The sequence below is a fragment of the Zeimonas arvi genome (assembly GCF_008039575.1).
GTDB lineage: Bacteria > Pseudomonadota > Gammaproteobacteria > Burkholderiales > Burkholderiaceae_E > Zeimonas > Zeimonas arvi.
Window position 1 is genome coordinate 62,902 of the sequence record NZ_VDUY01000007.1, and the last position, 13,373, is coordinate 76,274.

The 13,373-nt window shown below is 64.1% G+C and carries 11 protein-coding genes; 4 read left to right on the forward strand and 7 right to left on the reverse strand.

Annotation, left to right across the window (positions count from 1 at the left end; translation table 11 throughout):
• Positions 1–45: 45 nt before the first annotated feature.
• Complete coding sequence (locus FHP08_RS15865; protein ID WP_323808906.1) at positions 46–2,952, reverse strand: putative bifunctional diguanylate cyclase/phosphodiesterase; 2,907 nt, start codon at positions 2,950–2,952, stop codon at positions 46–48.
• A gap of 232 nt (positions 2,953–3,184) precedes the next feature.
• Positions 3,185–4,030, reverse strand: coding sequence for a hypothetical protein (locus tag FHP08_RS15870; protein ID WP_147705471.1), 846 nt, complete (start codon positions 4,028–4,030; stop codon positions 3,185–3,187).
• Positions 4,031–4,865: 835 nt separating this feature from the next.
• Between FHP08_RS15870 and FHP08_RS15875 the strand changes: the two genes are divergently transcribed.
• Complete coding sequence (locus FHP08_RS15875; RefSeq protein WP_187272333.1) at positions 4,866–6,164, forward strand: hybrid sensor histidine kinase/response regulator; 1,299 nt, start codon at positions 4,866–4,868, stop codon at positions 6,162–6,164.
• Positions 6,165–6,215: 51 nt separating this feature from the next.
• On the opposite strand, the gene FHP08_RS15880 is transcribed toward FHP08_RS15875, so the two are convergent.
• Complete coding sequence (locus tag FHP08_RS15880) at positions 6,216–6,701, reverse strand: thioesterase family protein (protein ID WP_147705473.1); 486 nt, start codon at positions 6,699–6,701, stop codon at positions 6,216–6,218.
• Between the two features lie 169 nt (positions 6,702–6,870).
• On the opposite strand from FHP08_RS15880, the gene FHP08_RS15885 reads away from it, so the two are divergent.
• The 3 genes from FHP08_RS15885 to FHP08_RS15895 are packed head-to-tail and all read left to right on the forward strand — an operon-like array spanning position 6,871 to position 8,704.
• The gene (locus FHP08_RS15885) at positions 6,871–7,248 is read left to right on the forward strand and encodes a COG4315 family predicted lipoprotein (RefSeq protein WP_407704043.1); all 378 of its coding nucleotides are present in this window, start codon (positions 6,871–6,873) and stop codon (positions 7,246–7,248) included.
• Positions 7,232–7,765, forward strand: a complete 534-nt coding sequence (locus tag FHP08_RS15890) for an RNA polymerase sigma factor (protein WP_147705475.1) — start codon at positions 7,232–7,234, stop codon at positions 7,763–7,765. The genes FHP08_RS15885 and FHP08_RS15890 overlap by 17 nt, the downstream gene beginning before the upstream one ends.
• Positions 7,766–8,704 carry an anti-sigma factor family protein gene (locus FHP08_RS15895; RefSeq protein ID WP_222707915.1) on the forward strand — a complete coding sequence of 313 codons (939 nt, stop codon included), beginning with the start codon at positions 7,766–7,768 and terminating at the stop codon, positions 8,702–8,704. It abuts the gene before it with no gap.
• 39 nt (positions 8,705–8,743) lie between these two features.
• Here FHP08_RS15895 and FHP08_RS15900 read toward each other — a convergent pair whose 3' ends face one another.
• The 4 genes from FHP08_RS15900 to FHP08_RS15915 all read right to left on the reverse strand — a co-directional run bounded on the left by FHP08_RS15900 (position 8,744) and on the right by FHP08_RS15915 (position 13,367).
• Positions 8,744–10,048: a TRAP transporter large permease gene (locus FHP08_RS15900; RefSeq protein WP_147705476.1), complete on the reverse strand. Its 1,305-nt coding sequence runs from the start codon at positions 10,046–10,048 to the stop codon at positions 8,744–8,746.
• A complete protein-coding gene (locus tag FHP08_RS15905; RefSeq protein WP_147705477.1) occupies positions 10,038–10,565 on the reverse strand; it encodes a TRAP transporter small permease in 528 nt (175 codons plus the stop codon). The genes FHP08_RS15900 and FHP08_RS15905 overlap by 11 nt, the downstream gene beginning before the upstream one ends.
• 84 nt (positions 10,566–10,649) lie before the next feature.
• Complete coding sequence (locus tag FHP08_RS15910; RefSeq protein WP_147705478.1) at positions 10,650–11,681, reverse strand: TRAP transporter substrate-binding protein; 1,032 nt, start codon at positions 11,679–11,681, stop codon at positions 10,650–10,652.
• A gap of 42 nt (positions 11,682–11,723) precedes the next feature.
• Positions 11,724–13,367, reverse strand: a complete 1,644-nt coding sequence (locus tag FHP08_RS15915) for an indolepyruvate oxidoreductase subunit beta family protein (protein WP_147705479.1) — start codon at positions 13,365–13,367, stop codon at positions 11,724–11,726.
• Positions 13,368–13,373 lie beyond the last annotated feature (6 nt).

The window sequence follows — 13,373 nt, forward strand, 5'->3', positions numbered from 1 at the left end:
GAATCATAACGCCGCCGGAACGCCCCCCGGCGTGCCCGGCCGTCTTCAGACCGAAAGGATGCTGCGCCGACCGGTGATGCCGTTGCGGCGCCTCGCGGGCGGCGCGTGGTGGCCCAAGACCTCGATCACCTGGGTGTCCTGAACCAGGCTCATCCCGTGCTCGGCATGCAGAAGGCGCTCGCGGTCGACGGGCCGGCACAAACCGAAGCCCTGCGCGTAATCGACGTTCAGGTCCATGAGCGTGCGCACGATCTCGGCGTTCTCGGCCCATTCGGCCACGCAGGCCATGCCGATCTCGTGGGACAGGTCGACGATGGCGCGCGTGATTGCGTGGTTCGCGGGGTTCAGGTTCACATCCCGAATGAAGCTGCCGTCGATCTTCACGAAATCCCCGGGCAATTCCTTCAGGTAGCTGAATGACGTGTAGCCGGCACCGAAGTCGTCGAGCGCCACCCGGGCGCCGAAGGATTTCACCCTGTCGACGAAGCGGCGCGTCGTTTTCAGGTCGTACAGCGCCACGCTCTCGGTGATCTCGAAGCAGACGCGTTGCGTGGCGTCGGGATGATTGCGAATGAGCGCGATCGTGTCCTGCAGGAACTTCTCGTCGTTCAGCGACGCGCCACTGAGGTTGATCGTGCAAAAGCCCAACCGCTCGCGATGGTCCGGATTCTCGTCGAGCCACTCGAGAGTGGAGCGCAGCACCCAGCGATCGATCTGGCTCATCAGGCCGTTGCGCTCGGCGGCGGCGATGAACCGGCCGGGCGGCACCACCGCACCGGCACCATCGCGCATGCGCACCAGCACCTCGTAGGAGAGGCTGGCATACGGGGTCCGCAACGACACGATGGGCTGCAGCTGCGTGAAGAAGTTCTCCACCGGCAGTCGCTCGCGCATGTTCGCCACGAGCTTGATCTCGTCGAGGTAGGTCGTGAGCTCCGAGCTGCGCGAGCCCAGGGCGACCACCGTGGAGCCACCCGCCTTCTTCGCCTCGGCGCAGGCGCGGTCCGAGGCGGTGAGCGCGTCGCGCGGGGTCATCTCGGGCGCAAGCTGGATGACGCCGATGCTCGCCGCGACACTGAATGCCTTGTCCTGATGCTGGTACGGCCGCTCGCTCAGCGCACGCCGGAGCTCCTCGCAAAGCGCTCGGGCGGTCTCCAGGGACATGTCGTTGATGACCACGACGAACTCGTCGCCGCCCACCCGCGCGGCAATGTGCGGCGGGCGGATCACGCTACGCGTGCGCGTCGACATCTGCCGAAGGATCTGGTCTCCCGCCACGTGACCGAACAGGTCGTTAACGAGCTTGAAGCGGTCGAGATCGACGTAAGCGAAGCAGATGCTGCGCTCCCTGGACGCCGCGATCGCACGCTCGAGATGCCCATTGAAGCCGCGACGATTGAGCAGGCCAGTGAGCGAGTCGTGATCTGCAAGGAACTGCAGCCGCCCTTCGGCTTCCTTACGGGCGGTCACATCCTCGATCCAGGTCTCGATACGGCCCTGCTTGCGCAGAGCCCGCATGTGCAGCCAGCGACGCCCACCTTCCCGGGACGAGATCGCGATCTCGGTATCGGTGAGCCGGCTCTCGTCGGCCTGACGGATGAGTGACTCGAGCGCGTGCTGGTTAGCTACCTCGGCCCAGCTCTTGGGCTCCCGGTACTGAGAGGGCGGTGGTAGGTCGAACATGACCCCGAAGGCGGGGTTGTACTCCAGGATCGTTCCGTCGTCCCGCATGGAGAACAAACCGACCGGCATGGTGTTGTAGTTCTCGCGGAAGCGTTGGAGGGCGCTCACTGCTCTGTTCTGCGCTGTGACTCGTGCGGCTCTCTCCTCATTCATTCGCGCAGCGAGGGCAATCGCCATCACTAATGCCGACGCTAGCGCGCTGACCTGGCTGTTAAGCAGTTTCGGAGCCTCATCGGTCACGCCACTCGCATATGCAATTTCGCCAATTAGGCCTGCTGCCGTAATTCCCCAGCCGATTGCGTACCAGTAGGCGATTACATTTGGATGCGTCCGAATGATTTGAGCAACTGAAACGGTGATTAGAATTATCGATGCAAATCCGAAAACCCAAATTACATTCAAAGACTGAGAGGGAAAGAAATGAGAAACTAGAGTCGTAACTATTACTACTGATAGAAGAACGGACCATACATATCGGCGCAGGCCAAGTTTTGTTAGCTCTGTGCGAAAGAGTGCCTCAAATAGTCCGAGAGACAGGACGAAATGTGCAACTAAAGAGAGCCGCAGAACCAAACGCTGCGCGCTATTCCCAAGTTCGAGCCCTATCCAATTTAAGTCCCATCCCCCGTTTTGAGCTGCCACACGAAGGCTAGTGATTAGCCAGGCACCGAAAAGAAGAAATACCATGTCCCGATTGAATGCGGCAATTAGCAGGCTAAACATTGCCAACATCAACAGCGATCCCAGTAGTAGCCCACCTTGTCGCTCAAATCGAAACTGGCCTGCATTCAGAGTCGCCTCGTCTTGGACCAGACGTACCGAGGGGCGATTGAAGGAGTCAGTTGAGAAACGCCCCAGAACCTTGAGAGAGATCCCAGTGTATTTTGGAATCGCGATGGAGACTCCATCGCGAATTGGATTCCACGGCAATTCCGCGACTAAGTCCCACTCGCCGTCCGTCTTGCTCGCGAAAAGCCAGAACTCTCCGCGCTGTAGCCTCAGTGACTCGAGCTTGAGCTGATTGCGGGTCGAAACATCCGCTGGCTCCAAGTCAATCATGAGCCAGTGAGTGCCACCAGTCAGCTTTCCTGCACGAAGTCGAGGGGTGCCACCGCCCTTCGTTGCAGTGAGTTCGTTGAGTGCCTCGCCCGGACCAAGTCCTGGTTGTTCCTCAAGCGCGGTTATGACTTCGAGTTGGAGATCGCGATCCGCGGGCGATTCGGCGCTTACGGTGAAATAAGCGGCCAAGCCGGCCGCAACCACGACCATAATCGCAATGGCAGCCGGTACGTAGGCTAAAGTCGTCGCTAACGCCGAGTGATAAACGGAGCGTCTGAAGGTGGCAAGGGGGTTGAGCAAGGCAGCCGATCCGTCAGGGTGATCTCTGCAGACAGTATAGGCAGCGGTACATGTCACTCGTTGAGAGCCGACGAGTGGAATACTTGGACACCCGGACGGTTATGAGATGGTGCGGGAGGCGTTGCAGACCGTGACTGGCGTCCTACACGACGGGTATGTCGAGTGTCGCCGGCACTTCGGGAATGCGACCCTCGCGCGTTCTCTTCGACCGTGGCATCGCCCACATTCCTCGAACAGATGAGAATATCTCGATGTCCGGGTGGAAGTCCTCGATCATAAATTTATAGAGCGGGTGCTGGGCGTCCCGCCATGTTCGTTCCCCGGCGGGAACATCAAAGACGAAAAGCCGAAGATGCTTCTTTCCTTGACTCGGAAAGCTCAGTAAGGTTGGATGGTCAAATACTTCTCGGAATCCAAGTTTCATGAATTCGCGGTCAACGGGTGTGCGCGCCGCGACAAGCATGTAGTCAATTTGGGTGGCAAGACAAAAGCGATAAAGAGCTTTAAACAAAGCACGTTTCACCAGAGTTCCAGTGGGCCCTGCCTTGACTCCAAGGCGGCCAACTTGGGCAATTGTCTTGTCGCGAAGGAAGTCGGGCAGTCGAACTACAGCTTCGAGTTCAGTCCGAAAATTAAGGTTTGTCTCGATGCGTATTGAGCCCTCGGGCTCGCCGGTGCTCTTTGATTCCGCGAGAAGAACCACGTTCCCACGGGTGCGATCAGCTTCTTCCGGTTGCAGCAATCGGGCGCCGAACTGCGGGGCATGGCGAAGGAAGGCTTGAGCGCGAACTTGAACCGCTTTTAGGAGATGTTCCTCGGTCCGAGCCAGTCGCACAGTGAACGGCAGGTTGATGCCGCGCGCATGGACTGGGATGCCCCGCGAGGAGTGGAGGTCTTCATCGCTGATAGTGAGAACCTGAGATCCGAGAGCCCTCGAACCAGCAACATCGTGGGGGAGAGTCTCCAGTACGTTCACGTCGACATTCATTCTTCTGAGGCTCTCCGGTTGCGCAAAAGTACTTCCCAAGGTCCAGCAGCCTTGGGAGCATCCCCTCAACTAAGACTTTCGGATGATTGCAGATGTGTGTGTTGTATGTCACTAAGGCATCTGGGGCACCTTGCCGGTAACTTGGCCTGGACTTCGGCTTGTTGCAGAAAAACTACATTCGAGCCGATCGCCGGCGGTTGCCAAGGGGTAAGAGACCCTTGTCAGCTCACATGTCTCGTGAGCCCGCTTGGAGTCGTCGTCAATTCTAGTGCGCTCAATGCAGGGGAATCGCTTGTATCCACGAAAGTTTCCCGACGCCGACCAGGAGTCCGCCTTTCTTCAGGAATTTCGACGAAGTGGCGCACGTTTTGCACTTGCCGCGTCACTCGCGGGCGCTCTAATGGCGTTCTCTTTTGTGGTCCTAATGATTGGCGATGAGGCTCGAGATATCAACCAGCATTCCAGGCAACTAGTTCGATTGGGCATTGGTGGGTTATTGTCAACGTCATGCCTAGTCCTTTGGCTTCTGCCGAGATTCTCAGTTCGCAACTATCTATTTGTGGTTGGGGTGCCAGCCACTTTGGCCTGCTTCACGGTTGCGCTTCTAGGATATCTGCCAACCGACGCAGAATTTCCCCGGTCGGGGCGTCTCACTGTCGCGATGTGCTTGACTTGTTTTCTCGTCTACGGATTCACCAGACTCCCGGTTGTACTAATGTTCACAATTTGCTCTGTATCGTCTGCGATCGCGATTGCAGCGGCGATCTCGAATGGCGATGACTATGGTCGGGCTCTGGTTATTTATCTGGCTGCCGCAAACGTCTCGGGGTGCTTGTTGAGCGCGCAGATAGAAAATAGGGAGCGGGAGAGCTTCAATAGGGAAATTGCGCTTGTTGAAGCGAGAGAGAAGCTCGCAGCCAGCGCTCAAGCTAGTAGTGATGCAAGCGCCGCGAAATCGCTCTTGATGGCGGCAGTAAATCATGATCTAAGGCAGCCAGCTGCAAGTGCAACCCTTTACCTTGAACGGCTTACTGCGCATATCGAGGAATGCGCTCCGAGTTGCATGCCCCTGCTGGGAAAAGTCAGAGAGTGCGTTGGAGCTATTACCGATAACCTTTCACGCTTGTCGGTTGTTGCGGATCTAAATGACAAGGAGCGAGTCCTAGTCCCGACACAGGTCGATTTGTGCGCTATTCTAGACCGGCTCGTAGGAGTTTATTCTGGACCTGCGCTTGAGCGAAAAATCAGGTTCGAAGTGGCTTTGCCGCGCCGTGGGAATTTGACACTGATGACGGATGGCGCGCGCTTGGGAGATGTCCTTGCCAATTTAGTTAGCAATGCACTGAAGTTTACGTCAGAGGATGGTCGTGGTTGGGTCGCCGTTCGCGCGATTCGATTCGGCTCTCGGATTCGAATTACTGTTCGAGACAATGGGATCGGGATCGCCAAGCATCATCATCATCGTGTATTTGACGAGTATTTCCAAATCGATAACGCGGAACGTGACCGTGATCGCGGCTATGGTCTCGGCCTTTCGATCGTCCGGGACACGATCGCGCGGCTCCCGGGGCACTCTATTTTCCTAAGATCCGCGTTAGGAGAAGGAACGCGGTTCGATGTATGGGTGCCGCTCGCACCCACAATTGAACGTGCCGTTGGAGAGTCGGCTTGGTCCGGTTTGCACAGTTCGGCTTGTAATTGCGAGGAGACGCTAGCGCGAGGATGCGGCCATGAATTGGAGGAGAAGGAAAGAAACCTTCGAGGCGTGTACGTTTTGCTCGTAGAGGATGATCCGTTGGTAAGGTCGGCACTCATTGAAACGCTAAAAGGATGGGGGATGCTCGTTGATGCGGCGGCGTCCCCTGAAGCCGCGCTAGCACTTGCCAGGCGCGCGGAGCGTTTGTTTGACTTAGTGGTTTCAGACTTCGGGTTTGACGCCGCGCTGGACGGATTGGATTTGATTCGAGAGGTTCGGGGAGAGCAGGGGCGCGTGACCCCGGCAATAATTTTCTCTGGACAGATCCCATCCATTGATGAAAAGAGGCTGAGCGAACTGCAGGTTCGCGCCGTTTCAAAGCCAATACATGCAGAGAGATTGCGGGCGGAATTGGATGCGTGCCTGACGTCCGTGTGAGGCGTTAAGTGCGAACTTCGAGATCGCGCTTGAGAACTCCATCCCGCCCCTTCAACCCACCAGATAAGCCGCAGAGCCGGTGGCGATCAGTGTGCCCGCCTCGTTCTCCAGCGTCATCTGCGCGGACCCGATCCGGCCGCCGAGTCGGGTCACACGCCCGGTGGCAAGAAAGTGCTGGCCGATCCCGGGGCGAAGGAAGTCGGTTCGCAGGTCGATCGTGCCGAACCGGCCGAAGCGGGTCATGACCTGCGCCGCCGATTCATCCCTGTGCTTGTCGGCGATCGCGCACATCAGCGCGAGACCGCCCGTTGCGTCGAGTACGGATGCGATGACGCCGCCGTGGAGGCGGCCAGTGGGGTAGTGCCCGATCAGTTCGGCCCGCATGTCGAACCGGATCGTCGAGCCGTCGGGGTCGAGCGTGCCGACCTTCATGCCGAGCAGCTGGTTGAAGGCGATCATCCGCTCGAACAACTCGCGGTACGTGTCGTCGAGTCGTGCTTGTTCTTCCGCGGAGCGCGGAGGGCGCTGGGTGGTCATCGCTGCTCGGGGGGTCTCGTTGTCCGTCGCGATGATGGCACAGCCGGCCCACGGGGCTCGCGCCGCGAGCGGAACAGCCGGCTCGTGCTGCGCCCGGAATATTTCGCCGCTCTCCGGCGTTTGCCCTCCAAGGCCGTCTCCTGCGGCCTGCTCCATGGGAGGAATGACGATGCTCAGGTTGACAGCTGCCCTTGCAACGACGGCCCTGATGACGGCGTGCGCCGGTTGGGGAACAATGAGCAACGCACCGGCAAGGGTCTCGGACGGCGTGCTCGTGGGCGAGAACGGGATGACCCTGTACACCTTCGACCGGGACCAGGCGGGTTCCGGGCGGAGCGTGTGTAATGGGCAGTGCGCGGTGAATTGGCCTCCGCTCAAGGCGGCCGGCGGGAAGTCGGCCGGCGACTGGACCGTGATCGCCCGCGACGACGGTTCCGCGCAGTGGGCCTACAAGGGCAAGCCCCTGTACTTCTGGGTTCGCGACCAGAAGCCGGGGGATCGCACGGGGGAAGGGTTCAACGGTGTCTGGCGTGTCGCTCGCCCATGAAGAGCTGGTTGCGCTGATTCCGCGCCTGCGCCGTTACGCGCGGGTGCTGTGCCCCGACCCGGCCGCTGCCGACGATCTGGTGCAGGACACGCTGGAGCGTGCCTGCGCAAGGATCTCGCAGTGGCGGCCGGGCTCGGACCTCAGGGCCTGGACGTTCGCGATCATGCATAACGTGTTCGTGAGCGAGACCCGCCGCCCTCGGTATCGCTTCGAGAGCCCGCTCGGCGGGGATCACGATGGCGCTGCCGATTCATGCGCATCGAACGGCGATCCCGCTCTCGACTGGGGTACGACGAGGGACCTGGAACGGGCTCTGCGCTTGCTTCCCGAGGCGCAGTTGCAGGTCCTGCTGCTGGTCGCCTTCGAGGACATGTCCTACGAACAGGTCGCGCAAGCGGTCGGCGTGCCGGTAGGCACGGTGATGTCGCGGCTGTTCAGGGGGCGAGCCCGGTTACGCGAGCTGCTCGAGCCGACGGCGGTCCGGCCCGCGGCAGCCAAGGTGACCGTCTTGAAGTGAGTGGAACTGGTGACGAATCGACCTGACAGGGACGACATTCTGGCGTGGGTGGACGAGCGCGCGACTGGCGAACAGTCCAGCCGGGTGGAGAGCTGGCTTGCGCAGGATGCCGAGGCGCGCGACGAGGCGCTCGCCTGGCGCTCGCAGTCGAGGGCGCTCGCCGGGCTCGGAAAGCAGGTCCTCGAGGAGCCCGTGCCGCAGTGTCTGCTCGATGCGGCGCGGGGTGCTCCCGCGGCCATGAGCGCCGACGGTCGAGAGGCCGGCGGTCGAGAGGCCGACGGTCAAGCGTTCGGTGGTCCAAAGTTAGCCAGGCCCAAGTTCGCCAGTCCAAGGTTCGGCGGTGCCAGGTTCTGGCTGGCTGCGGCGTCGCTCGCCGCGCTCGCCTGGTCGGCCGGCTGGCTGTCGCATGCGTGGCTCGCGCCGCCCGCTTCCCTGACGCTGGCAACGGGTCCGGATGTCGGCTTGCCGGCCGATCGAGGCGCGCCGCCCGGGTTCGTTCGCGACGCGGTGGCCGCGCACGCGGTCTTCGTTCCGGAGGTCCGGCATCCGGTCGAAGTGGCCGCGGCGCAGCAGGAGCACCTGGTTCAATGGTTGTCCAAGCGCCTCGGGGCGCGCCTGACCGTTCCTTCGCTCGATGCCGCCGGCTGGTCGCTGGTGGGCGGGCGCCTGCTCCCGGGAGAGGACGGCGCGCGCGCACAGTTCATGTACGAGGACGCCACCGGCGCGCGGATCACGCTCTACCTTGCGGACGCCGGGTCGGCGTCGCGCGACACCGCGTTTCGATTCGAGACCGAGGGCGGAGTCTCGGCCTTTTACTGGGTGGACGGGCGATTCGGCTATGCGCTCGCGGGGCAGCTCGAGCGCGCGGCGATGCTCGCCCTGGCCGAGGAGGTCTACAGGCAGGTGGCGGGCGGGTTGCCCGAGGCCAGGCCGAACTGACCGGCGCGACGCGCGGTCCGCCTGGTCGAACGGCCCCGCTCAGCGATCGAGGGTTCCTGGCAGCCAGAGGGAGAGGATCGGGAACGCGCACAGCAGCACGAGCCGCACGACGTCGATCGCGATGAAGGGCATCGTGCCGGCGTAGATCCGCCCGAGCGGCACGTCGCGCGCGATCGAGTTGATGACGAACACGTTCATCCCGACCGGCGGGCAGATCATGCCGAAGGTCACAGCCATCACGATGATGACGCCGAACCAGATCGGGTCGAAGCCCAGGTGCATCATCGCCGGGTACACGATCGGCACGGTGAGCAGGATCATCGCCAGCTCGTCCATGACCGCGCCCAGGATCAGGTAGCCGACCATGACCAGCGCCAGCACGCCGTAGGCGCCGATCGGCAGGTTGACCAGCAGGTCCACCGCCTTCTGCGTGAACTGGGTGATGGTCAGGAAGTAGCCGAACAGGTAGGCGCCCACCACGATGAGCATGATGGCGGAGGACACGCGCAGCGCGTCGACCAGAGCGGCCCGTATCTGGGGGCCCCGCAGGCGGCCGCGCAGGATCCCGATCAGCAGCGTGCCGGTGGCGCCCATGCCGGCGGCCTCCTGCACGGTGAAGAAGCCGCCGTAGATGCCGCCGAGCACGAAGGCGAACAGCAGGATCACGGCCCACAGTTGCCGGAGCGTGGCGAAGCGCTCGCCCCAGCTGTGAAGCGCGCCGCGCGGCATGGATTCCGGGCTGCGCCAGCCGATGATCTGGATGACGATGAAATAGCCCAGCACCGCGAGCAGCCCGGGCACCACGCCGGCCGCGAAGAGCTTCGACAAGTCGGTCTCGGTCATGATCCCGTACAGCACGAAGATCACCGAGGGCGGAATCATGATGCCGATGGTGCCCCCGGCGGCGATCACCCCGGCCGACAGGCCCGGCGCGTAGCCGGCCTTGCGCATCTCGGGCAGCGCCACCTGTGTCATCGTGGCCGCGGTGGCCACCGAGGAGCCGTTGATGGCCGAGAAGCCCGCGCAGGCAGCGACCGCCGCCAGGCCCAGCCCGCCGCGCCGATGGCCCAGCCAGGCGAGCCCGGCGTTGAACAGTTCCCGGCTCATGCCCGCGTGCGAGGCGAAGGCGCCCATCAGCACGAACATCGGGATCACGCTCAGGTTGTAGTCGGTGAGCACCGAGAGCGGCACGTTCGACAGCAGGTTCAACGCGGTCTTCGCGCTGGTGAGCGAGGCGAAGCCGGCCACGCCCACGATGCCCATGGCGATGCCGATCGGCACGCGCAGCGCCATCAGCGCGAACATGCCGACGAAGCCGAACAGGGCGACCAGGTCACGATCCATGGCCGGCCTCCGTGCCCGAGGCGGACGCGCGCAGCTCCGACGCGAGGTGTTCATCGTCTTCGGGCGGCCGGCGCCGGGCCAGCGCAAGCAGGCGCGCCGCGGCCAGGATGGCTGCCACCGTGGCGCCGACTGCGCCCACCGCATAGAACCAGGTCAGCGGCAGCCTGAGGTCGGAGGTCGTCTGCCCGCCGGTGCTGCCGACCTTCACCCAGATCATCCAGGCCATCGGTGCGAGGAAGGCGAGCGCGATCGTCGTGGCGACGATGTCCATCAGCCGCCTGCCGGGCGGGCGCAGGTGCTCCCAGACGATGTCCACGCAGATGTGCGAGCCGCGCCAGGTGGCCAGCGCGATCCCCCAGAACAGCGCGATGCCCTGCAACTGCTTGGTGCCGTCGAACCAGTCGGGGATCTGGATGCTGAGCAGGTCGCGCAGCACCACGTTGCCCGCGGTGAGCAGCGCGATCAGCAACAGGAAGAACGCGGCCGTGCTCTCGGTCGCCGACAGGAATCGCTTCATGGAGATGCGGGACAGGGACGAGTGGGTGCGGCGGAAGGGCGCGGTGTCGGCGCCGCCTCCGCCGGTCAGTCGGCGCCTAAGCGATCACTCGTTCAGCGCGCCTTGCTTCTTGAGCTCCGCGCGCAGGGCCTCCAGCGCAGCCTTGCCGTCGTGGCCCGCCTTGCCGGCTGCCTCGATCCAGCTCGTATACAGCGGCTGCGCCGCGTCGCGCCAGGCCTTGTGCTGCGCGGGCGTGAGCTTGTGGATCGTGTGGCCGCCCTTGGCTTCGAGCTTCTGCTGGCCCGAGTCCTCGTCGTCGCCCCAGGCGGCGCCGACCTTGCCGGCCCACTCGTTGTTGCAGTGGTCGTCGATGACCTTCTTCTGGGCCGGGCCAAGCTTGTCGTACCAGCTCTTGTTCATGACCCAGTTGAAGGTCGATGCGTACAGGCGCTGATCGTTGTGGTGCTTGACCACCTTGTCGATACCGAAGGTGATGATCGAGTGCCAGGGGAAGGTGATCGCGTCGGCGACACCCTTCTCGAGCGCGTCGCGCGACTCGGGAGCCGAGACCTGCACGTTGGTCGCGCCCAGCAAGGTCATGAAGGCCTGGATGGTGCCGTTGGACGGGCGGATCTTCATGCCCTTGACCTCGGCCGGATCGAGGATCGGCTTCTTGGAGTGCATGGTGCCGATGTGCACGTGCGACAGGCACATGCGGACGTCCTTCATCTCCGCTTCTTCGTACTTCGCGTACCAGGCGTCGAGCGCGGCGGAACCGCCGCCGGGCTTGCTCATCAGGAAGGGCAGCTCGCCGGCCGAGATCATCGGGAAGCGGCCGGCCTGGTAGCCGGGATTGATCCAGGTCATGTCGGCGATCCCGTCGCGCGCCATGTCGTAGTGGTCGGGCGCCTTGCCGAGTTGCTGCGCGGGGAAGAACACGACCTTGATCGACCCCTTGGAGGCGGCTTCGACCGATTTCGCCCAAGGCTCGAAGCCGGTCTTGGCGAGCGGATGGGTGGGCGGCAGCCAGTGCGCGAAGCGCAACTCGACGGGTTTGTCCTGGGCCATCGCGTGGGTCGTCCCGGCGGCCAGGATGACGGCCGCGGCGATGCGTGCGATGCGGAAGCTTCGGTTCATGGGCTTGTCTCCTCGTGGTGTTCGGATGATCTCGGGCGCCTCTCAGGGTGCCGTGCCGGGATTCTCTCCGATTTCCCGCTTGCCGTCGCCTGGACCCGAGCGCGGCTTGCGCATCCAGACGATCGGCTTGGATCTGGGGGGCAGCGGCTCGATGCCGGCGCGCGCAAGCGTGTCTTCGAGCCGGCGTCCCTCGGGATCGGCCAGCGCTGCGCTGACCGCATCGCGAATCTGTCCGACGCGATCGCGGACGTCGCGGCCGGCGGCCGGCTCGGCCATTGCCGGGCTCACCAGCGTCGCGAAGATGCGGTCGTAGCTTGCCCGGCCGCGGGCCCAGGTGTCACCGTAGCCTTTGAGCAGGCGCGGCAGGCCGGCGATCTGCAGCGCCAGCTCGGGCGCATCGGGCAGGGCCTTTCCCAAGGCGTCGAGCCAGCGCCCCATGGCCTCGCGCTCTTCGTGGAAGCGCAGCGAGCGGCGGCGCAGCGGGCGCAGCGCGGCCAGCAGGCGCAGCGCCAGATAGCCCCGCACGTGCGAGGTCGACATGTGCAGGCCGCGGCCGAGCAGCGGCAAACCGCCACCGCGCGAGGCCCGGGCGCGCAGCCGCTTGCCGAGCGCGCGCGGCAGGATCTGCGCGATTTCCTCGGAACCCGGTTTCAGGTAGTCGACGATGCGCACGATGTCGTCGTCGCCGGCCTGCGCTTCGGCCCGGATCCGAGCGAATCGCTCGGGCCGGGTCTTCAGGTCCGCGACCCGGATCGCGTCCTCGTAGCTCATCCACAGTGCAAGCTGGCGCGCCGCCTCGGCGAGGCTGTCGCGGGCGGCCGCGGACTCGGCCGGCGCCGCGGCCGCGAGGGCCACGAGTCGGTCCACGTACTCGCGCGCCCAGGGGGCATCCTGCCAGTCGATCAGCCGGGCGACGCCGTGGGCCGCGAAGGCATGCATCGACTCGGGCAGCGTGGCGATCAGCGGCGCCCAGACCTCGGGAGCCGCCCGTGCAGCGGCGGGCGTCTCGGCGAGCGCCGACTCGATCGTGGCGCCGGCCGCCGCGTCGAAGGCGGCGCCGAAGCCGGCCAGGCTCGCGTCGACGCCCAGTCCGCCGCGCCGGATCGCCTCCTCGCAGACCGCCCGCGACCAGGGCAGCAGGCCCGAGCCGGCAAGCGCGCCGAACATCACCGCGCTGATGACCGTGCCGTGCCGCGTGGCGATGCCTTCCATGTCCAGGCTCAGGTAGCGGCGGGCGAACTGCGCGGCGGCCTCGTGGATGCGCGCGTCGTGGAACCGGCCGTCGCCCATCTGCATCTTCTCGGCCGTGGTGTAGACCCGGTGGCGGGCGGCGATCAGGGTGGTGCGAGCGGGGCTCACGAAACCGCGCTCGATCATCCGCGCCGATTCGAGCAGCTCGCTGGCCAGCACGACGTCGACCCGGCCGGGCATCGGGTTCAGCGCGAACACCGGCTGCGAACCGGGCGCAGCCGGGGCGCGCAGGGTCTCGATGTAGTAGCTGGTGGCCCCGGTGCGCTGGGCCACGCCCGGCACCGAGGTCGCCTGCACCGGCAGCCCCTGGGCCAGCGCGCAGCCCACGATCCAGTCGGCCAGCACGCCGCCGCCTTCGCCGCCCAGGGCCGCGATCAGGATGCAGAAGGGCGCATCGCCCGCTGCGGGCACGGAACTCGACACGCTTGCGCTCATGTCCGG